Below are 20,682 nucleotides of genomic sequence, written 5' to 3'. Positions count from 1 at the left end.
GGGGGCGCGGCCCCCCGCCCCCCCCCCCCCCCACCCCCCCCCCCCCCCCCCCCCCCCCCCCCCCCCCCCCCCCCCCGGTGGGGGAGGTGGGCACGGTTTCTCCTGCGGACGTCAACGGGTGGTCGGATCCAGCGTGCGTCACGTCTTGGGATAAGTACAACACCAAAGATGTTCAGTTGGTCATTGAATATGGCAATGTAAGAGGATGATCGAGCTCAAGCACCTTCGTCTGCTGCGTTCGGCTGTCGCCCACGGCACCATCTCCGGCGCTGCGCGTGAGCTCGGCTACTCGCAACCCGCCCTCACGCAGCAGATCCAGGCGCTCGAGCGCTACCTGGGAACTCCTGTGCTCGTCCGCAGCAGACGTGGGATCGTCCCCACCGATGCCGGGCGCATCCTCCTGAGGCACGCCGAGCTCGTCCTACAGTCGATCGCCCTCGCAGAGTCCGAGATCGAGGCGGTCGCGGGCCTTCGTTCCGGTCGGATTCGGATCGCCTGCTTTCCGAGTGCGGCCGGGGCGCTCATGCCCCAGATGTTCGCCCGGATGAAGAAGGATCACCCTGGTCTGCACTTCGAGATGATCGAGGCGGACTCCGCTAAGGCGGTCGAGCTGGTGCGTCGCGGCGAGTGTGATCTCGCCATCATCTACTCGCATCTCACCGAAGGCGAGACCTTCGATGCCGTCGAGCTCGGCGAGGACGAGGTGTTGACCCCCCTGTTCGATGAGCGCGTCGACGTCGTGTTGCCGACCTCTCACCCGCTCGTCTCGAAGCGATGGGTCGATGTCCGAGAGCTTCGCGATGACCTGTGGATCGCCGGGTGCCCCCGGTGCCGGGGCAATCTGGAGCACCTGTGCCGGGTCGCGGGCTTCGAGCCGCAGATCGGTTTCGAGACCGACGACTACCTCGCCTTGCATCGGCTGGCGGCTCTGGGTCTGGGCGTCGCGCTCGCCCCGGAGCTGATGCATACGGCCTTCCCGAACGACGAACGGCTTGCCTTGCGACCCCTGCAGCCACTCAGCGTCCGGCAGGTCGGCGCGGTCTCGACCGGACCGCTCATGCAGCTCCCCGCCGTTCAACGGGCCGTCGAGATCTTGCTGGAACAGACGCAGGACGCTGGATTGAGGGTGTCCCCGTCCACTATTCAGACATAAGAATCTTGAATGAATAGGTGAACTAGTCTGACAGTCCGCTTTACGTGGAGGGTCTTGTGCTCGGACTTGCCGCGTGCGCAGACTGAGTAGGCCAGCAGGACGTGACCTGGACGACACCGATGGATGTCTTCGGCACTGACCGGTTGGACGGTGGCGCGCACGGCGCCACGTGGACGACGATTCGCCCCCTCTGAAGAAATTAGGTCCCGGCATGAACAAGATCTCGCTCAGCAGGCGTCGCGGCGCCGTCGCTTCTCGTACCGTGCGACTCGCCGCGGCCGTGATGGCCGGCTCCGTGGTCCTCTCCGGCTGCGCGGGAGGCGGCTCCGGCTCCGGCTCCAGCGGCGACACCATCACGGTGGGGCTGTCGCGCACCTTGACGTACATGCCCGGCTACCTCGCCGACAGCCTGGGATATCTGGACGAGGCCGCGGAAGAGATCGGCAAGACGGTGGAGATCGTGCCGTTCGACAGCTCAAGCCAGAGCCTCGCCGCCCTCTCGGCAGGACAGATCGACATGGACGTCCAACTCGCGCAGAACGCTGCCCGCGCTCAGGTCCAGGGGCAGGACCTCACGGTGACCGCCGTGCTCAATGACGCCGGCGTCGGGGGCCTGGTCGTCGACCCCAGCATCTCCGAGCCGTCCGAACTCGAGGGCAAGACCGTGGGCTTCACCGGTCAGGCCACCGCGGCGTATCCACTACTTCTCGCCGCTCTGGAGGAGGACGGCGTCGATGCGTCGAAGGTCGACTTCCTGACGATCAACGACCAGTCCACGTTCCAGTCGGCCCTCGCGAATGGCGAAGTCGACGCGATCCTGCCCGGCGAGCCGGTGCTCTCCCAGACGGTCGCCGATGCCGACGGCGAGGTGATGTACGACTTCTTCGACCGCGACTTCGTCGAACGCATCATGGGCGGTTCCTACGCCTCGGTCACCTTGATGACGAATGCCGCCTTCGCCGACGCCGACCCCGACGGAGTTCGCGCCGTCACGCAGGCCTTCGAGAAGGCTGTCGACTGGATGAAGGACCACGAGTCCGATCCGCAGGCCGTGCTCGACGAGTTGCCCGAGGACTACGCCAGTCTCGAGCCGATCTTCCCCGATCTCTATGCGCGCATCGTCCAAGCCCTGCCGCAGAGCCTCGCCGCCGACCCGGCTGCCTTCGAGACCCTCGTCCAGATCGACGAGGAGCAGGGCGCGATCGATCCGGGCACCGAGATCGATATCGACGCCCTGTACGACAACTCCTACCTGCGGTGACGGAACGACGAGCGGGAGAGCGGGTGGGATCACGATGACGACCACGAAGGCTGCCCCCGAGGAGAAGACGGAGTCCCGTCGTCGTCGTGTGGGCGGGCCCGATCTCGGGATCATCGGGATCAGGGTCGCCGCGGTGGTATCGGCTCTCCTCCTATGGGAGGTCACCACTGTCACCGGCATCGTGCCGCCGGATCTGCTGCCACGACCGGCCCAGGTGGTCGATGTCCTCCTGCGCTGGGCTGCCGAGGGCGTGATCTGGCCGAATCTCGCCTCCACGACCTATGCGCTGGTCGCCGGTGTCGTGGTAGGAACGGCGCTCGGGACGGTGGTGGCCTTCCTGCTCGCCGCCGTTCCCCCGCTCGCTGTGGCCTTGCGGCCCTATCTCGTGGCGATCAACGGGCTGCCGCGTGCTGCCCTCGCTCCCTTGTTCCTGCTCTGGTACGGGGTCGGCACCACGACCCAGATCGCCTTGGCGGCACTGCTGATCTTCTTCCATGCCTTCCTCACCGTCTACGAGGGGCTGCTGGGCGTCGACGAACGGATGCTGGGGAATCTCCAGCTTCTCGGTGCCCGCCGCTGGCAGATGATGAGGTTGCTCTACCTCCCGGTGGCGGCCTACCGGATCGTCACGAGCCTCAAGGCCTCGATCGGCCTCGGCTTCCTCGGCGTCGTCGTCGGCGAGTACATGGGGGCCAGCACCGGGCTGGGCGCATTGCTCGCCTCGGCCCGCAGCGTGTCGAACCTGGATCGGGCCGTCGCGGCGCTGGTCCTCATCATCGCGGTCGCGATCGTGATCGCCTCCCTCGTCGGCGCCTTGTCGGCGAGGTTCGAAGATCGAGCACTGAAGTGAGGACGCGACCATGATCCGTCTGGAGAACGTCTCCCACACCTTCTCAACCGCCGCCAACGACGTGCTCGCGGTGCGCGACGTCTCGCTGGACCTGCCGCGAGGATCGTTCATGTCCGTGGTCGGCCCGTCCGGGTGCGGCAAGTCGACGCTGCTTTCGCTGATCTCGGGCTTGCTGCCGGTCCAGACCGGCAGCGTGACCGTCGACGGTGAACCGGTCGACGGCGTTCGGCGCGACGCGACGATGATGCTGCAAAGTGACGCCCTGCTGCCGTGGCGGACGGTTCGACAGAATGTCGGCCTCGCGTTGGAGATCCGGGGTGAGAAGAAGGGCCGTGCCGAGAGGGTGGACGCCATCATCGAGCGCGTCGGCCTGGCGGAGTTCGCCGATGCCCGGCCGTCACAGCTCTCCGGCGGCATGCGCAAGCGGGTCCAGCTCGCTGCCAGCTTGGTCTACAATCCCTCGATCATCCTCATGGACGAGCCCTTCGGCGCGCTCGACGCCTTCACCCGGGCCAATATGCAGCAGTTGCTGGTGGATCTGTGCCGGGCCCAGGGCGCCACCTGCCTCTTCGTGACTCACGACCTTGACGAGGCGGTCGCCCTCTCGGATCGCGTGGCGATCTTCAGCAAGCGGCCCGGCACCGTCAAGGCGGTGCACGACATCGCGCTGCCGCGGGACCGGGACGTGGCGGATGTGCAGGGTGTGCCCGGCTTCACCGAGGCTCGTCAAGAGCTATGGGATGAGCTGCGCGACGAGATCGACCGGGAGCTGCCCGCCGGGGACTCAGCGGAGAAGCACCATGCCCACTGACCAGAAGCCCCCCGCGGCGGCTCCGCAGGTGGCGACCGAGGTGACCCGCCGCCGTACTCGTTCCGCGCGGAAGGTCGGTTTCGTCCGACCGGCTTACTCCCGGACGGCCACCGCCGCGTTACAACTGCTGGCCGGTGCACTGCTGCTCGGCGGCTGGGAACTGGGGGCACGAACCGGGGCTCTGCCACAGTTCTTCTACAGCTCTCCCAGTGCCGTGCTCTCATCCATCCAGCGATGGGCCGAGGACGGGGTCTTGTTCCCCAGCATCGGCATCACCTTGTTCGAGGCGGTGGCGGGGTACGTGCTCGGCGCGAGCGTCGGCGTTCTGCTGGCTCTCGCGCTCGGCACGACCAAGCGCCTCGGACCGGCGCTCGAACCCTTCTTCACCGCGTTCTACTCCATCCCCAAGATCGCGCTCGTACCTTTTCTCATCATCTGGTTCGGCCTCGGCGTGACCTCCAAGGTGATGGCCTCCGCGCTCGCGGTCGTGGTCTTGGTGTTCTTCAGCGTCTACTCCGGTGTTCGCGGGGTCGACCAGCAGTTGGTCGCGCAAGTGCGGTTGTACGGTGCCAATAGATGGCAGTTCTATCGCAAGTTGTACCTGCCGGCGACGCTCGTCTGGTTGGTCGTCGGACTGCGCACCAGCCTCGGGTTCGCATTCTCCGCCGCTGTCGTCGCGGAGTATCTCGGGTCGAACAAGGGCCTTGGGAATCTGATCCTGCAGGGCCAGTCGACGCTGCGCACGGCCGATATCTTCGCCGGACTGGTCATCACGGCGATCATCGTCATGCTGCTGGACCTCGCACTGGGCCGGCTCGAGGCCGTCGTGGGACGGCGGCGCCTGCGATGAGCGATCCCGCCCGTCCCTTCCGGGTCGTCGTGGTCGGCGCGGGTCCGCGAGGGATCGCGACCGCGCACGCCGTGTTGTCGGAACCGCGGCCGGAGACGCTCGAGGTGGTGATGGTCGACCCGCATCCCGGCGGGCGGGTCTGGCGTCGCGACCAGGATCGTCATCTGCTCATGAACTCCCGGCTGAGCCAGGCGACGCTGTTCGTCGACGATTCTGTCGCCGGGTCACTGCGGCCCGAGGGTCCGACCTTCGCCGAGTGGTGTGCCGATATCGCGCCGGAGCTCGACCTGCGGCCCGAGGCGCGCCGCGAGCTGGCAGGGCTCGGACCGGCCGATTTCGCCTCTCGAGCGCTCTTCGGGGAGTACACGCGGTGGGCCGTCGAATGGCTGCAGGAGCGTGGCCTTCAGGTCATACGCGACCAGGTGATGGCGGTCCGGCCGTCGGACCGGGGCCACGAGGTGGTCCTCGGGGAGGGCGGGATCCTGCACGCTGATGCCGTCGTCCTCGCGATCGGTCACGTGGACGGCGAGCCGAGCGGACGAGAGGTCGAGTGGTCGGATTTCGCGCGCCGTACCGGGTTGCTCCATATACCACCGGGGCCGGCCTCTGAGGCCGATCTCAACGCTCTCCCACCGGGCGCGGACGTGGCCGTGCTCGGGGCGGGACTGAACTTCTACGATGTGGTCGCCCGGACCATCCTCGGTCGGGGCGGGCGCTTCGAACGCCTGCCGGACGGCACTCTGCGCTACCGGCCTAGCGGTGCGGAGCCGCTGCTGTGGGTCGGCTCGGGTCGGGGTGTCCCCTATATGGCGCGCGGGCTGGAGCCTTCGAGCCAGGAGCTGGCTTTCCTGACCTCCCGCCGGCAGCAGCAGCTCATCGACCAGGGAGCCGTCGACATCGGGCGTGATGTGTGGCCGGACATCGTCCGGGAGATGCGACACGCCTGGCATTTCGCGGACGCGCGTCGCAGAGGCGTCACCTTCGACTCCACCGCCGTCGCCTGTTCGCTCGCCGCGCTGCCGCACGAAGGATCCGAGGTCGACGCCTGGTGCGCTGAGCACCTCGGCGGCCGGCCGATGGAACTCGACCGGATTCTCGATCCGTTGCTCGACCTCCCCGACGCAGCTGTGGCGCGCGAGGTGATGCGCCGGACTCTGCGCGAGTATGTGGACGCGGCTCGATCGTGCCCCAGCGGTCCCATCACGGCCATCGGCGAGCGTCTCGCTCTGGCGAAGAACGCCGTCCGCGATCTCGTGGCGGTCGGGGCCATCTCCCCAGCCTCGCTCACCGGCGACCTCCAGGGGTGGTTCCGTAGCGTCGGCGGCTTCGTGGCCGCCGGCCCCCCGCTGGAGCGAGTCGAGCAGGTGCTCGCACTGGTCGAAGCCGACATCGTCAAGGTCGCCGGCCGTCGCGCGCGGGTTCGCACCGATGACGAGCGCGGAGTCTTCCTGCTGTCCTCAGACACGCTCACCGACCAGGAGGTCACCGCCGTGGTGGAGGCTCGTCTCCACGCTGACGATCTTCGCTCCACGACATCGGTGCTCGTCCATCAACTCCTCTCCGAGCGAGTCGGTCGCTTGGCTGTCCTCGAGGACAGCGGGGGACTCGTGCCCACCGGTGGTCTCGACGTCACGCGCGGTGCCGACCGGCCTTGCCGGGTCCTGGATGGGACGGCGACACCGTGGCCGAATCTCTTCGCGTTGGGTATCTCAGTGCAGCCCCTGGAATGGAATATCGCCAACCTGCCGCTGCCCGGCACCGGCGCCAGAACGCTCGTCCAAGCCCGGGCGATCGCCACCCAGATCCACCATCTGGCTGACGCGGCCGTCTCAGCGACCGTACCCTGATCCGCTACTCACCATCGAACGACGAAGGACACTATGAGCATCCTGATCGAGAACGCCCTCATCCTCACCGGAGATGCCGACGAGGTGATCGAGAACGGCTCCGTGCTGGTCGAGGGGCAGCAGATCGTCGAGGTCGGGCCGACAGTCACGCCGTCCGCCAACGCCCAACGCATCGATGCGACCGGCGCGACCGTCGTGCCCGGCCTGTTCAACATGCACGACCACATCGCTCGTAAGCGGCTGCGCATCTCCGACCGCGCGACCACCTACCGCGCGCAGGGGGACATCCTGATGCGCCAGCCACTGCCGTTCCTGGCGCTGCATTCAGCCGCCAATGTCCTGGCCCAGCTCCGTTCAGGTGTCACGTTCATCCGTGACTTCGGCCTGCCGGGTCTCACCGGCATCCAGACGGCGCGCGCCATCGCGGAGAACATCATCCCCGGTCCCACCGTGCTCTCCGGGGGTGACCCGATCTGCATCACCGGTGGGCACTCCAGCAACTGGGGCGCCATGGAGGCCGATGGCCCGGTCGGCGTCCGGACCGCGGTGCGACAGCAGCTCATCAACGGTGCCGGCGTCTTGAAGTTCATGGGGTCGGGCGGCCTCGGCACCTACCCGGAGGAGGACCCTGGCATCCCCGAGCTGACGCCGGAGGAGCTGGAAGCGGGGATCAGTGAGGCGCACAAGTTCCACAAGCGGACGGCGACACATGCCTACAGCACTGAGGCCATCCTCAATGCCGTGCGCGCGGGTACCGACACGATCGAGCACGGCGCGTTCCTCACGCCGGAGTCCGTCCGAGAGATGGTGGAGCACGGCACCGCGCTGGTGCCGACGCTCTCCAGTGTCATCGCCATCGGCTTCCAGCACCGTCTCATCGGCAACGATCACATGTACCAGCGGATCATGGACGACATCGTCGGCGCGCATATGGAGAGCGTCCGGCTGGCCTGGGAGGCCGGGGTGCCGATCGGCGCCGGGACTGACACCTCCGGCGAGGTGGTCGAGGAGTTGGAGCTCATCGCCGAGGCGACCGGTGCCGGGATCGTCGATGTGCTGAGGACTGCCACCGCCACGGCAGCGCGGATCGCGGGTGTCGAGGATGTTCGCGGCCGCATCGTTCCTGGAATGCGCGCCGACCTGCTGATCGCCGACGGGCATCTGCTTGATGAGGGCTGGGAGGTGCTGCGTCGTCCACGGCAGGTGTTCAAGGATGGTGCTTCACACGACGGACAACCGATGCCTTTCGGTGTGCGCCTGGGGCAGTTGCGCGGTCTGCTGACCTGATCTCGACCACGTTACTAGGCGGTGTCCGGTCATTCGTGGCCTACGGCGCGGCGTCCCATAGGCGCCTCGCGAGTGGGGGAACGTCGCTCGCGACGACCACGAATGACCAGACACGACCTAGCCGTCTGCGCGGCCCGTTTCGGGGGCGAGCTCGTGGACGACGGCCCAGACGATGAAGGCACCGCCGATCAGCACGGCGCTGAGCGACCACAGCAGGCGGATCGTCCCGGTGTAGACGCCGACCGCACTGGTCAGGGCGCGCTGGCTGAAGGCATCGAGCTGGGAGGAGATGACGTGGAGGACGACACTCGACGTCGCCTCCAGGACGATCGCCGCGAGCAGGGTGAGGACTCCGGCGATGAGCAGGGATCGGGCGGAACGTGGCACGAGGATCACCTTCTCGACGGAGCGTGGACCCTCGACTCTAGGAGACCGGAGCTCGCGTCGCACCCGGAAGCGGACCACCGGGTCCGCCACGGATCGCTCAGACGACCCCGTACAGGCGATCCCCGGCGTCGCCGAGACCCGGCACGATGTAGCCGTTCTCGTCGAGGCGCTCGTCGACCGCGGCGGTCACCACAGTGACCGGGACATCGATGTGCTCCAGCTCGGACTCGATCCTGCGGACACCTTCGGGGGCCGCGAGCAGGGTGATCGCGGTGATGTGGTCGGCGCCCCGCTTCACCAGGAAGTCGATCGCCATCGCGAGCGTTCCTCCCGTGGCGAGCATCGGATCGAGCACGTAGCACTGCCGTCCGGAGAGATCCTCGGGCAGGCGCTCGGCGTAGGTCTCGGCCTGCAGGGTCTCCTCGTTGCGGATCATGCCGAGGAAGCCGACCTCGGCGGTGGGCAGCAGGCGCTGCATGCCCTCCAGCATGCCCAGCCCGGCGCGCAGGATCGGCACGACGAGCGGGGCGGGCGTCGAGAGGCGCACGCCCGTGGTCGGGGCGACGGGGGTCTCGATGGCGGCGGGCTCCACGCGCACCTCGCGGGTGGCCTCATAGGCCAGCAGCGTCACGAGTTCCTCGGTCAGCCGGCGGAACGTGGGGGAGTCGGTCGTCGTCTGCCGCAGCACGGTGAGCTTATGGGCGACGAGCGGGTGATCGAGGACGTGAACCTGCATGCCCCGACCCTATCGGTCGCGGCGCCGCCCGAACCGGGAAGCTCGCCGCGTCACGCGGAGGCCGACTCGGCGAGGGCCAATGGCGCACCCGTCGCAGCAGCGAGATCCGCGAAGCTCTCGCCGGGTGCGAGCCGCAGCACGCGCAGGCCTTCGTCAGTGACATCGATGACGGCCCGATCGGTGACGATCCTGTCCACCACGCCGCGACCCGTCAGCGGCACGGTGCAGTTCTCGACGATCTTCGGCGTGCCGTCCTTGGCCACGTGGTCGGTGATGACGACGACGCGGCGGGTGCCGGCGACGAGGTCCATCGCCCCGCCCATGCCCTTCACGAGGGCCCCGGGCACCGCCCAGTTGGCGAGGTCTCCGTTGGCGGCGACCTGCAGGGCGCCGAGGATCGCGATGTCGACCTTGCCGCCGCGGATCATCGCGAAGGATTCCACGGAGTCGAAGAACGACGCTCCGCTCACCGTCGTGACCGTCTGCTTGCCGGCATTGATGAGATCCGGGTCCTCTTCGCCCTCCCAAGGAAAGGGGCCGAGCCCGAGGATGCCGTTCTCGGACTGGAGCGTCACGTGGACACCGGGCGGCACATGGTTGGCCACGAGGGTGGGGATGCCGATCCCCAGGTTGACGTAGTCGCCGTCGCGGAGCTCCAAGGCGGCGATCGCGGCCATCTCCTCGCGTGTCCAGCTCATGCCGCCACCTCCGCGGGTACCGAGATGTGCTGGGTACTCGTCAACCCTGCACGGTCCCGGTCGACGAATGGGGAGCAGATCTCGACTCTTCGCTCGCTCATGCGGGTGCTCCTTCGGGTCGCGGGCGCGTGGTGTGCTGTTCGATGTGCTTGGGCCGATCGGGAACGTGGACCAGGCGATGCACGTAGACGCCGGGGGTCTGGACCAGCTCGGGATCGACGGCGTCGACGAGGTGCTCGACCTCGGCGATCGTGACGCGGCCGGAGGTGGCCGCGGCCGGATTGAAGTTGCGTGCCGCGAGCCGGTAGCGCAGGTTGCCGAAGCGGTCGCCGGTGTGGGCGTGAACGAGGGCCAGGTCGGCGACGATCGCCCGCTCCTGGAGATAGGTCACGCCGTCGAACTCCGCCGTCGGCTTGCCCTCGGCCACGACGGTCCCCACACCGGTGCGGGTGTAGAAGGCGGGGATTCCGGCGCCCCCGGCGCGCAATCGTTCGGCGAGGGTGCCCTGCGGCGCGAACTCGACGTCCAGCTCACCGTCGAGATACTGCCGGGCGAACAGCCTGTTCTCGCCCACATAGGACGCGATGACCTTGCTGACCTGACCGTTCTCGAGGAGGAGCCCGAGCCCCTTGCCGTCCACGCCCATGTTGTTGGACACGATCGTCAGCCCGGTGACGCCGCTGTCGCGAACGGCCTCGATGAGCGCGCTGGGAATGCCGCAGAGGCCGAAGCCGCCGACAGCCAGCGTCATGTGGTCGCGCAGGAGGTCGTCGATCGCCTCGCCGGGCGAGGTCGCGAGCATCATGGCGTGCCTCTCGTTCGATGAGCAGATGCGTGATCCAACGTTGCCGTCCGGTCGTTCGATCTGCAATAGCAGGATGTTGATCGGTCCGGAAGTGTTCACGAGATGGAAGATGGCCGTGTCTGGCGTCCACTCAGTGGACGTTACGATCATGGGTATGGCAGATGGTCCCTCCCCCGTGGTGGCGCGAGCGAGCGCCGTCCTGCGGGCGATCGCCTCGCGTGAACCCGATGGCATCACCACCACCGAGGCCGGACGTGACGCAGGGGTTCCGCGGGCCACCGCCCACCGGCTGCTCGAATCCCTCGCGCGGGAGGGGCTCGTCGACCGTGACCGGCGATCGGGCCGATGGTCGTTGGGCCCGGAGCTCTATCTGCTGGGCGTCGCCGCCGCGCGTCGCTATGACGTCACGGAGGTGGCCCGGCCGGTCGTCGAGCAGCTGGCCCGGGAGACGGGCGAGAGCGCGTTCTTCAGCGCCCGGCGTGGCGACGAGACCGTATGCCTGCTGGCGGTGGACGGCAGCTTCCCCTTGCGATCGCATGTCCTGCACGAGGGGATCCGGTTTCCCCTGGGGGTCGCGTCCGCCGGGATGGTGATGTTGGCCCATCTGCCCGATCGTGAGATCGAGGAGTATATGGCGCGGGCGTCGCTGGGGAGATACGGCCACGACCCGGGGCAGGTGCGCGACGCGATCGCGGAGACGCGCTCGTCCGGGTACGCCCTGAACCCGGGGCTGATCGTCGAGGGCAGCTGGGGGATGGGGGCGGCCGTCTTCGATCGCGACGAGCGTCCGGCGTGGGCCCTGAGCCTGACCGGTGTGGAGGCCCGCTTCGGGCCCGATCGTCGGCCGGCGTTGGGCGCTGCGCTGCTCGAAGCGGCGCACGTGCTGTCGCGGACGATCGGTGCCTCGACCCGCTGAGATCTCGATATCGCCCGTCCGGCCGGTTCGCCCGTGTACGAGTGGCGGTGTGTCGCCCGCGTCTGTCACGATGGCGGACGGGACCGTGGCGAGCCAGGAGGAATCGTGACCGAGGACGACGTGGACTTTGTGGTGGCCGCCTATCGGGACGATGGCGACTGGTCGGTCATGGAACTGCCGGCCAAGCTGGGCGAGGACTTCGCCGAGCTGAGTGAGGCGTTGCGTCGATTCCCGTCCGAGGTCGGGACCCTCGCACTCGTGTCCATCAAGGACGACTTCTTCGCCATCGTGCGGCGCAGCGGTCAGCAGGTGCGCGTGCTGTTGTCCGACAACACCGCGACCCTCGACTACCCGCTGGCCGCCGATATCGCGGAGGCGCTCGATGCTCCCGATCCCGACGACGACGATCCGGTCGAGCCGATCGGCGACCTGGAGATCCTGGCGGACCTCGGAGTCGCCTCGGTCGAGCTGTCGTTGCTGTGCGAGGACGACGATCTCTACCCGGATGACGTCCTGCTCGATATCGCCGAGCGACTCGGCTTCCGCGATCAGTTGGAGACGATCGTCGGGTGAACGACGAGGCGTGGATGCGGCGCGCGCTCGAGCTGGGCGCGCAGGCGGCATCCGCGGGCGACGTGCCCGTGGGGGCACTCGTGATCGGCCCGACGGGTGACGTGCTCGGCGAGGGATGCAACACCCGTGAGCGTGACCTCGACCCGACCGGGCACGCCGAGATCGTGGCCATGCGGGCCGCGGCGCGCGCCGTGGGGGAGTGGCGGCTCGAGGGCTGCACGCTGGTGGTGACGCTGGAGCCGTGCACCATGTGCGCCGGTGCGCTGGTTGCGGCACGCGTCGAGCGGTTGGTCTTCGGTGCCTTCGACGACAAGGCCGGGGCGGTCGGGTCGCTGTGGGACGTGGTGCGGGATCGCCGCCTGAATCATCGTCCCGAGGTGCACGCTGGAGTGCTCGCCGCTGACTCGATTGCGCTGTTGCGCGATTTCTTCGCCACCCGCCGCTGACTCGTGATCGGCCCGCCCCGGATGGGCGGTGAGCTATCCCGCACTCCGACGACGAAAGTGCGTGGTAGTCCACCGCCCACGGGCGAGGTGCGTGGTAGCTCACCGCCCGCCGGTGGCAGGGGCTGTGATCGATGGAGGGAATGCCCGATGGGTCGCTCGTGTTAGAGTAGTTAAAGATTCAACTACTGAGGAGCGCGCCATGCAGATCGGCATCTTCACCGTCGGTGACGTCACGCCCGATCCGGTGAACGGCACCACGGTCACCGAGCACGAGCGGATCAAGAACACCGTCGAGATCGCCAAGAAGGCCGACGACATCGGCCTGGACGTGTTCGCCACCGGCGAGCACCACAACCCGCCCTTCGTCCCGTCGAGCCCGACCACCACATTGGCCTACATCGGCGCGCAGACGAAGAACCTCATCCTGTCGACATCGACCACGCTCATCACCACGAACGACCCGGTCAAGATCGCCGAGGACTACGCCACGCTGCAGCATCTCGTCGACGGCCGCATGGACCTCATGCTCGGCCGCGGCAACACCGCACCGGTCTACCCCTGGTTCGGCAAGGACATCACCAAGGCCGTCGAGCTGACGATCGAGAACTACCAGCTGCTGCGCAAGCTCTGGGACGAGCCGGTCGTCAACTGGGAGGGCAAGTTCCGCACGCCGCTGCAGAACTTCACGGCCACCCCGGCGCCGTTGGACGGGGTCGCCCCCTTCGTCTGGCACGGCTCGATCCGCACCCCCGAGGTCGCGGAGCTGGCCGCCTACTACGGCGACGGCTACTTCGCCAACAACATCTTCTGGCCGAAGGAGCACTACATCCGGCTGATCAACTTCTACCGCCAGCGCTACGCCCACTACGGCCACGGCACGGCGGAGCAGGCGATCGTCGGCCTCGGAGGTCAGTTCTTCATGCGCAAGAACAGCCAGGACGCCGTCAACGAGTTCCGGCCGTACTTCGATGTCGCGCCGGTCTACGGGCACGGCCCGAGCCTGGAGGACTTCACCTCGCAGACACCGCTCACCGTCGGCAGCCCGCAGCAGGTGCTGGAGCGCACGCTGGAGTTCGCGGACTTCTTCGGCGACTACCAGCGTCAGCTCTTCCTCGTCGACCACGCGGGCCTGCCGCTGAAGACGGTGCTCGAGCAGCTCGACCTGCTCGGCGAGATCCTCCCGACGATGCGCGAGGAGTTCGCCAAGCGCCGCCCGGCGAATGTGCCGGACGCACCCACCCACGCCGCTCGTGTCGCCGCCCGCGACGCCGCGGCCCTCGACCAGGAGGTCACCGTATGACCACGCGGATCGTCGTCATCTCCGCCGGTCTCGGCGAGCCGTCGACCACGCGGATGCTGGCCGACAAGATCGCCGCCTCGGCGAGCAAGGCCTTGGGCGATGCCCAGGTCGAGATCGTGACACTGCGCGACCTCGCCCACGAGATCACCGATGCGGGGTTGACCGGCTTCGCCGCGCCGCGCCTGCAGCATGTGTACGACCAGGTGATGTCCGCCGACGCGCTGATCGTCACGGTGCCGATCTTCAAGGTGTCGTACCCGGGCCTCTTCAAGTCCTTCGTCGACGCCATGGACAGCGATGCGATCATCGGCACGCCGGTGCTGCTCGCGGCGACCGGCGGCACGGCGCGGCACTCGTTGGCGATCGAGACCTCGTTGCGTCCGCTGTTCGCCTACCTGCAGGCCTTCGTGGTGCCGACTGGTGTGTTCGCGTCGCCGCACGACTGGGGCTCGTCGGGGGAGAACGCTCTGCAGCGGCGTATCGACCGGGCGACCGGGGAGCTGGCGAGCGTCCTGCGCGGTGGCGGTACCGGCCGTTCCCGCGAGGAGGACATCGACCTCTTCAGCGACACCATGCTCTCGATCAGCAACCCCGACCTGCGCTGACCCTCAGAACCCGTTGAGTGGGGGCACTCCCCCACTCAACGGGTCCGGAGTCAACGGGTTCGGGGGCGGGTGAGCTCCCCGTACAGCTCGGGACGCCGCCAGGTCATATGGCCGGGGATCGTGCGGTAGGGGGCAGGGACGATGAGTTCCTCGCTCGCCGCCCGTAGGTAGCGGATGCGATCGAGGTCGAGGTCGGCGGTCAGGAGGCCGGGCTCTCCTGACTCGGCGAGCACCCGCTCCGGCCCGTAGATGCCGCCGATCCCGGTGGTGATCGAGTTGCGGGGAGGAGCGAGCTCGACGCCGCTGCGGTTGAACTGCGCTCCTACGGCCGGATCCATGAGGTTGACGAGGGTCGCCGTGTAGGCGTGATTCTCGATGGCGCGCGCTCGGACGAGGGTCCGCCAGTTCTCGGTGTACCCGAGCTCGTCGATCAGCAAGCCGGAGGGGTACAGGATGATCTCCGCCCCCTTCAGCGCCAGGATCCGGCTGACCTCCGGCAGGTGGACCTCCGAGCAGATCGAGACCGCCAGCTTCCCCCACCCCATATCGACCACGGGGAAGGCCTCGGCGGCGACGTAGTCGAAGTTCCACTGCTTGCCGTCGCGGTAGATATAGGGGCCCTCGGGGTGGGTCCGGTGATAGGCGCCCCTTTCGACCCCCTGGGAATCGACGATCACGGTCGTGATGTGAAAGGAGCCGTCGCGCCCCGGTGCCGGCCGGGACGTGCCGTACGCCACCGCGACCCCGTGGGTGCGAGCCGACTCGGCCATGACCGCGTCGACCTCGTACCGGTTGGACTCCGTGAATGGCCCGGGATAGTTCTCGGCGAAGGCGAGCAGGTCGATGTCTTGGCGCGCGGCATGTTCGATGAGCGCGACGGCGTTCTCAAGGTTGCGCTCCTCGTCGTCGCCGAAGTGGGTCATGGTCTGCGCCAGGCCCAGGCGGACCGTGGACATCACTCGTCCTCCGCCGGCAGCGGCCGAGCGACGCGGCTCTTGCGGGCGGTGATCAGCGGCCGGATGCCGTAGTTGATCAGCAGGTGCAGCGCCAGCAGGAGGATGACTCCCACCATCATGGGGTTCGTCACGATGCTCTCGACCGACGGTCCCATGGCCGCGACGATGGACTCGGGGAGGAACTGCGACCCGAGCGAGATGATGAAGGCCGGAGCGGCGACCATCAGGTTCAGGTCGTCCCATTCGACCTCGGCGAGCATCTGGATCCCGGAGATGGCGATGACGCCGAAGAGGACCGTGGAGGCGGCCGCGAGCACCGGCATCGGGAGCCCGGCGATGAAGAGCCCCACCTTCGGGATGAAGGCCAGGACGAGCGCTACGGCGCCCGCCGTCGCGGTCACGTATCGGCTCCCGACGCCCGACATCCGGACGATCCCGGCGTTCTCGGGATAGGACGTCGTCCCGATCCCGCCGAACGCGGCACCCGCGACCGAGCCGGTGAACTCCGCGAACAGGCCGCGATTGACCCGTTCGATGGGCACGGTGCGGTTTCCCCAGCTGCTGACGAGCCGGAACATGCCCATCGACTCGGTGCCTCCCTGCAGGAAGGCCAGCAGCATCAGGATGACCACGGACCACTCGACGCCGAATCCGAAGGGCAGGAACTGGGGAGTTCCGATGACGGCGACCTCCGAGAGGTCCGGGAGGGCCCAGAGTCCACAGACGGCCGTGAGGGCGGTGCCCGCGACGATTCCCCAGAAGATCGCGCCTCGGCGCAGGAGCGTGTTGCCGCCGAAGATCGTGAACGCCATGACGAAGACCACGGTCGCGAGGCTCAGCAGGAAGAAGGGCCAGCCGTAGCCGGTCGCGCCCTCCGCGCCGAACCATCCGCTGAGCCCGATCGCCGCCAGCTGTCCGCCGATGATGACGAAGAGGGTCCCGAAGACGAGTGGATCGGAGGCGATGCGGGAGACCTGGCCGAAGAGCCCGAATCGTCGTGACGGGAGGCTCAGCAGGGCGAAGATCGCTCCGGCGACCATCATGGAGCCGAAGGCCGTCCCGAGTCCGAAGGTCGCTCCCGAGGCGATGATCGCGACCATGAAGGCGGCGGTCGGCCCCTGCACGATCGGGAGTTGGAGGATCCGGCTGGACTGCAGGATCGTGATCAGGCCCGTCATGAAGAAGCAGCCCTGCGTGATCCAGCCCACCTCCTGGGCGCTGAGATCGAGTGAGACCCCGATGATGCCGGGGAACAGCCAGATCCCGGTGAGGGCGAGCAGGTGTTGGAACCCGAAGAGACCGGTCTTGGCGGGAGAGAGCTTCTCATCGAAACCGATGCTCAGGAGCGGTGTGCGAGATGGTGTGGTGGTCATGGTGACTCCGGCGTGACTCGACTGGACGCGATCCGGCCAGGGTGGCGTGGATCACATGTCGGTATCTTGGACCACTCGCGTTGTTCAATCAAGTCAATTTAATTTCAGGCTGGTTAACCTTCCGGATCGTCACCCCCGTCGCTCCTGCCGTTGCATGGATGTGAAGCAGCTTTAACCTCGCTGAAACTTCACCACAGTTGACTTTCCTTCAATGTGACTTATGCTCATCGTCATGTGATGCGAGTCACGTCCACTCTGATCGGGCCCGGGAGTCACCCGCGGCTCGCCGACCAAGCGAGGGTGAACATGAGGAAACTACTTCGGGTGGCGGCGCCACTGGTGCTCGTCGCAGGCCTGGCCGGCTGTGGGTCCGGCGGTGACGGAGCCGGCGGCGACGACGGGCTGACCGTCATGCTCTCGTACAAGAAGTCGATCTACTGGCTGCCGATGCTCATCGCGGAGGATCAGGGCTACTTCGAGGACGAAGGAGTCGACGTCCAGTTCGAGGAGACCAACGGCTCGGGCTTCGTGACACAGCAGCTCATCGCCGGCAATGTCCCGGCCGGCTGGGCCGGTGCCCCCGACGCCGCCGTCGCCTTCTCGAAGGACGACAACCTCCGCGCGCTCATGTGCAACCCGCCGCAGAACATCTTCCGCATCGTCGTCCCCGATGACTCCGATATCGAGAGCGTCGAGGACCTCGAGGGCAAGACCCTCGGCATCGCCGAGGCCGGCGGCGGCGAGGAGCCCATCGTCAACGCGTCCCTGGAGGCGGCCGGCCTCCAGCGGGATGCCGATGTCCGCATCCTGCCGATCGGCGACGCCGGCCCCGCCTCGCTGAACGCGATCCTGCAGGGACAGGTCGACGCCTATGCCGGCAGCTATCCCGATATCTCGACGCTCACGGCCGATGGTCGGCTGCAGACCCGGGACATCACCCCTGAGCAGTACAACGCGATCCCCGGGGACTGCCTGGTGACTACCGCGGACGCCCTCGAGGACGACCAGGTGCGCGACCAGCTCGTCGGCATGGCGAGGGCGTGGGCCCGCGGTGCGGTGTTCGCCGCGGAGAACCCCGAGGCCGCCACCACCATCGCCTGCCGTGTCGTGCCGCAGGAGTGCGAGGACATGGACTTCGCGACCACCTATGTGAAGGACACGATCGGGCTGTCGGGTGTCGCCGACGATGCCGACACTCCCTTCGGTCACGTCGACGACAGCGCGTGGCAGACGACCTTCGAGGTGCTCGCCGAATCCGGCGCGATCACGACAGATCCCGATGCCGGGGCCTTCGCCGGAGGCGAGATCGCCGAGCAGTTCGCCGCGGACTACTGGGACTTCGATATCGCCGCGACGCGTGAGGAGGCGAGGAGCAGTGACGGTAACTGAGCAGCCGCCGTCCGTGACCCGTGAGGGCATCACGATCCAGTCCCTCAGCAAGGTCTACGACACCGCCGACGGCGGCGAGGTGACGGCCCTGCGCAATGTCGACCTGCAGATCCAGCCCGGGGAGTTCGTGTCCTTCCTCGGACCGAGCGGCTGCGGCAAGTCCACCTTGCTGCACATCATCGCCGGGCTGCTGCCGCAGACCGCCGGAACCGTCGACGTCTTCGGCACTCCCGCCGCCCCGGGGCGACAGGACAGCGCCATCATGCTGCAGACGCCGGTGCTCTTCCCCTGGCGGTCCGTGCTCGACAACATCCTGCTGCCGGTGGAGATCCTCGGCCTGGACCGGACGAGTGCCACGGCGCGGGCGCACGAGCTCCTCGAGCTGACCCACCTGACGGAGTTCGCTCAGAAGAATGTCTGGGAGCTCTCCGGCGGGATGCGACAGCGGGTCAGCCTGGCTCGTGCCCTCGTCACCGATCCGGCCCTGCTGTTGATGGACGAGCCCTTCTCCGCGCTCGACGAGTTCACGCGCGAGCGACTCAATATCGAGCTGGCGCGGCTGCACGAGGAGCTTGGCCGGACGACGCTGTTCGTCACCCACAACATCTCCGAGGCGGTGTTCCTGTCCGATCGTGTCGTCTGCATGCGGCCACGTCCCGGGGAGGTCATCGACATCATCGATGTCGATCTGCCGCGACCGCGCGGCGCCGAGCACCTCGCGAGCGCCGCGGCCATCGAGAACGAGAGCCTCGTGCGCGAGGCCATCGCCGAATACATCTGAGAGGCCACGATGTCGACCAGTACTGCACACAAGATGCCCCCGACACGAAAGAACACCGTCACGAGGGCGGGTCGTCCTGCTCGTCGCGGGCCGTGGGCCAAGGTATGGCCGCCGGTGCTCGTGATCGTCGTGTTCCTGCTGCTCTGGGAACTGGCCTGCCGTGCGGGTCTCGTGAACGAGATCATCGTCCCACCGCCCTCGGATGTGGCCGTCAGCTTCGTCTCGATGCTCGACAAGGCCTACTTCTGGGAGGCCACCTGGGTGACGATGGCCGAGACGATCGCCGGCTTCCTGATCGGGGTGGTCCTCGCCTGGGCGATCGGTACGGCCCTCGGTATGTACGACTGGGCCAAGACGGCGTTCTATCCGATCGTCGTCGGCTTCCAGATCACCCCGCGCGTCGCGCTGGCGCCGCTCTTCCTCACGTGGTTCGGCTTCGGGTTGACGTCCAAGGTCGTCATGGCCGCCACGATCTGCTTCTTCCCGGTGCTGCTCAACGTCATGGTCGGCATGGACACCGTGGACCGGAACGCCCGCACGCTCATGCGATCCCTCGGCGCGAGCCGCTGGGAGGAGTACCGCAAGCTCGTGCTCCCGTCGTCCCTGCCGTTGATCTTCGCGGGCATCAAGAACGCGATCACGCTGGCGCTGATCGGTGCGATCGTCGCGGAGTTCGTCGGTGCCTCGCGTGGCATGGGAGTGTTGATCAAGTCGCTGAACTTCCAGCTGGACGTCGCCGGCGGGTTCGCCGTCATCGTGGCGCTGATGATCTTCGGTCTCATCCTGTACTGGATCGTCGAGTACATCGACTCCAAGGTCGTCTTCTGGCGGTCGCATTCGTGAAGCGGCCGGGGGCCGGGGAAGGCGACGAAGGCCGAGACATGATGGGAGTCGATGTGGCGAAGGGGGACCTGGACTACACTGTCCGGGATCGACGCGGCGCGCGGGAGGAGACACCTGTGAAGATCCCCGCTCGGAGCGGTACTGGTGAGCCGAATGCGGCTGACGAGACCATCCGCAAGGTGGGGTCGACGATCCGGGCCCGCCGCAAGCAGATCAATATGACGCTGAACGATCTCGCCGAGAGCACGGGCGTGTCGGTGTCGATGCTGTCGATGCTCGAACGCGGTGTGGCGGGTGCGTCGATCGGCACGCTCGTCGCCGTCGCCTCGGCGCTGCGGCTGCAGATGCACGATCTCTTCGATCATCCGGAGGCCGAGACCGTGTCGCCGGTGGTTCCGCGCGCCGCGCAGACCGAGGTGGAGACCGGCGAGGGCGTCGTGCGCCGCATCGCGCACCACGCCGCCGACCGTGGGCTCGAGATGGCGGTCAACGAGTATGCCCCCGGCACCGCGAGCGGCGACAAGCCGGTCCATCACGGGGGACGTGAGTACGGCATCGTCATCAGCGGCTCGCTCACCGTCGAGCTCGCCGGGGCCAGTTACCGGCTGCGTGCCGGCGACGCCATCAGCTACGACTCGTCCACACCCCACCGCATCGCGAACGAAGGCCGCTCCTCCGCGCGCGCCGTCTGGGTCAACCTGCTCGACTGAACGCCCCTGTGGCGGATCCGGGCCTCCCCATCCCCGTGTATTTCAACTACACTTAACAATATTCAAGAAGAGTCCGCGCGGCGGACGAGCGCAGTGAGGAACAGC

General features: G+C 67.6%; 22 protein-coding genes. 16 read left to right on the top strand and 6 right to left on the bottom strand.

What is annotated here, in order from left to right; translation table 11 throughout:
- Nucleotides 1-205: 205 nt before the first annotated feature.
- The 7 genes from JL108_RS09685 (at nt 206) to JL108_RS09655 (ending at nt 8,059) form a co-directional block, all read left to right on the top strand.
- Complete coding sequence (locus JL108_RS09685) at nt 206-1,153, top strand: LysR family transcriptional regulator (protein ID WP_205198102.1); 948 nt, start codon at nt 206-208, stop codon at nt 1,151-1,153.
- 211 nt (nt 1,154-1,364) lie between these two features.
- Complete coding sequence (locus tag JL108_RS09680; RefSeq protein ID WP_205198101.1) at nt 1,365-2,414, top strand: ABC transporter substrate-binding protein; 1,050 nt, start codon at nt 1,365-1,367, stop codon at nt 2,412-2,414.
- A 34-nt stretch (nt 2,415-2,448) separates the two neighbouring features.
- Entirely contained in the window at nt 2,449-3,264 is an 816-nt protein-coding gene (locus JL108_RS09675) for an ABC transporter permease (protein WP_205198100.1), read from the top strand.
- 10 nt (nt 3,265-3,274) lie between these two features.
- Nucleotides 3,275-4,075 (top strand): ABC transporter ATP-binding protein, encoded by an 801-nt coding sequence (locus JL108_RS09670; RefSeq protein ID WP_205198099.1) that lies wholly within the window; start codon nt 3,275-3,277, stop codon nt 4,073-4,075.
- Nucleotides 4,065-4,925 carry an ABC transporter permease gene (locus JL108_RS09665; RefSeq protein WP_205198098.1) on the top strand — a complete coding sequence of 287 codons (861 nt, stop codon included), beginning with the start codon at nt 4,065-4,067 and terminating at the stop codon, nt 4,923-4,925. The genes JL108_RS09670 and JL108_RS09665 overlap by 11 nt, the downstream gene beginning before the upstream one ends.
- Complete coding sequence (locus JL108_RS09660; RefSeq protein ID WP_205198097.1) at nt 4,922-6,772, top strand: FAD/NAD(P)-binding domain-containing protein; 1,851 nt, start codon at nt 4,922-4,924, stop codon at nt 6,770-6,772. The genes JL108_RS09665 and JL108_RS09660 overlap by 4 nt, the downstream gene beginning before the upstream one ends.
- A 33-nt stretch (nt 6,773-6,805) precedes the next feature.
- A complete protein-coding gene (locus JL108_RS09655) occupies nt 6,806-8,059 on the top strand; it encodes an amidohydrolase family protein (RefSeq protein WP_205198096.1) in 1,254 nt (417 codons plus the stop codon).
- 117 nt (nt 8,060-8,176) lie between these two features.
- Here the strand turns inward: JL108_RS09655 and JL108_RS09650 are convergent, their stop codons facing one another.
- From JL108_RS09650 to JL108_RS09635, 4 genes are all read right to left on the bottom strand, one after another.
- Nucleotides 8,177-8,446 (bottom strand): hypothetical protein, encoded by a 270-nt coding sequence (locus tag JL108_RS09650; protein ID WP_205198095.1) that lies wholly within the window; start codon nt 8,444-8,446, stop codon nt 8,177-8,179.
- Nucleotides 8,447-8,543: 97 nt separating this feature from the next.
- Nucleotides 8,544-9,182: a uracil phosphoribosyltransferase gene (gene upp / locus JL108_RS09645; RefSeq protein WP_143912845.1), complete on the bottom strand. Its 639-nt coding sequence runs from the start codon at nt 9,180-9,182 to the stop codon at nt 8,544-8,546.
- 50 nt (nt 9,183-9,232) lie between these two features.
- Entirely contained in the window at nt 9,233-9,880 is a 648-nt protein-coding gene (locus tag JL108_RS09640) for a 3-oxoacid CoA-transferase subunit B (RefSeq protein ID WP_205198094.1), read from the bottom strand.
- Nucleotides 9,881-9,977: 97 nt separating this feature from the next.
- On the bottom strand, nt 9,978-10,685 hold the full coding sequence (locus JL108_RS09635) for a CoA transferase subunit A (RefSeq protein ID WP_374190848.1): 708 nt from the start codon (nt 10,683-10,685) through the stop codon (nt 9,978-9,980).
- A 154-nt stretch (nt 10,686-10,839) separates the two neighbouring features.
- Here JL108_RS09635 and JL108_RS09630 point away from each other — a divergent pair, with 154 nt between their 5' ends.
- The 5 genes from JL108_RS09630 to JL108_RS09610 all read left to right on the top strand — a co-directional run bounded on the left by JL108_RS09630 (nt 10,840) and on the right by JL108_RS09610 (nt 14,525).
- Entirely contained in the window at nt 10,840-11,601 is a 762-nt protein-coding gene (locus JL108_RS09630) for an IclR family transcriptional regulator (protein ID WP_205198093.1), read from the top strand.
- A gap of 105 nt (nt 11,602-11,706) precedes the next feature.
- Nucleotides 11,707-12,174 carry a tRNA adenosine deaminase-associated protein gene (locus JL108_RS09625; RefSeq protein ID WP_307837232.1) on the top strand — a complete coding sequence of 156 codons (468 nt, stop codon included), beginning with the start codon at nt 11,707-11,709 and terminating at the stop codon, nt 12,172-12,174.
- Nucleotides 12,171-12,620, top strand: a complete 450-nt coding sequence (gene tadA, locus JL108_RS09620; protein WP_281281096.1) for a tRNA adenosine(34) deaminase TadA — start codon at nt 12,171-12,173, stop codon at nt 12,618-12,620. The genes JL108_RS09625 and tadA overlap by 4 nt, the downstream gene beginning before the upstream one ends.
- Nucleotides 12,621-12,819: 199 nt before the next feature.
- Nucleotides 12,820-13,920: an LLM class flavin-dependent oxidoreductase gene (locus JL108_RS09615; RefSeq protein WP_205198092.1), complete on the top strand. Its 1,101-nt coding sequence runs from the start codon at nt 12,820-12,822 to the stop codon at nt 13,918-13,920.
- Entirely contained in the window at nt 13,917-14,525 is a 609-nt protein-coding gene (locus JL108_RS09610) for a CE1759 family FMN reductase (protein WP_205198091.1), read from the top strand. The genes JL108_RS09615 and JL108_RS09610 overlap by 4 nt, the downstream gene beginning before the upstream one ends.
- Before the next feature lie 50 nt (nt 14,526-14,575).
- Here JL108_RS09610 and JL108_RS09605 read toward each other — a convergent pair whose 3' ends face one another.
- Together JL108_RS09605 and JL108_RS09600 are read right to left on the bottom strand one after the other, a co-directional pair.
- Nucleotides 14,576-15,481: a carbon-nitrogen hydrolase family protein gene (locus JL108_RS09605; protein ID WP_205198090.1), complete on the bottom strand. Its 906-nt coding sequence runs from the start codon at nt 15,479-15,481 to the stop codon at nt 14,576-14,578.
- Nucleotides 15,481-16,854 (bottom strand): uracil-xanthine permease family protein, encoded by a 1,374-nt coding sequence (locus tag JL108_RS09600; RefSeq protein ID WP_205198089.1) that lies wholly within the window; start codon nt 16,852-16,854, stop codon nt 15,481-15,483. The genes JL108_RS09605 and JL108_RS09600 overlap by 1 nt, the downstream gene beginning before the upstream one ends.
- Before the next feature lie 306 nt (nt 16,855-17,160).
- Between JL108_RS09600 and JL108_RS09595 the strand changes: the two genes are divergently transcribed.
- The 4 genes from JL108_RS09595 to JL108_RS09580 all read left to right on the top strand — a co-directional run bounded on the left by JL108_RS09595 (nt 17,161) and on the right by JL108_RS09580 (nt 20,577).
- Nucleotides 17,161-18,243, top strand: coding sequence for an ABC transporter substrate-binding protein (locus tag JL108_RS09595; RefSeq protein WP_205198088.1), 1,083 nt, complete (start codon nt 17,161-17,163; stop codon nt 18,241-18,243).
- Nucleotides 18,230-19,024, top strand: coding sequence for an ABC transporter ATP-binding protein (locus JL108_RS09590; protein WP_205198087.1), 795 nt, complete (start codon nt 18,230-18,232; stop codon nt 19,022-19,024). Before JL108_RS09595 ends, JL108_RS09590 begins: the two co-directional genes overlap by 14 nt.
- A gap of 33 nt (nt 19,025-19,057) precedes the next feature.
- A complete protein-coding gene (locus tag JL108_RS09585) occupies nt 19,058-19,867 on the top strand; it encodes an ABC transporter permease (protein WP_205198086.1) in 810 nt (269 codons plus the stop codon).
- Nucleotides 19,868-19,983: 116 nt separating this feature from the next.
- Nucleotides 19,984-20,577, top strand: coding sequence for a cupin domain-containing protein (locus JL108_RS09580; RefSeq protein WP_185973041.1), 594 nt, complete (start codon nt 19,984-19,986; stop codon nt 20,575-20,577).
- Nucleotides 20,578-20,682 lie beyond the last annotated feature (105 nt).

Source organism: Aeromicrobium sp. YIM 150415 (genome assembly GCF_016918125.1).
Classification (GTDB): Bacteria; Actinomycetota; Actinomycetes; order Propionibacteriales; family Nocardioidaceae; genus Aeromicrobium; species Aeromicrobium piscarium.
This window is presented reverse-complemented; position numbering and strand designations above follow the sequence as displayed.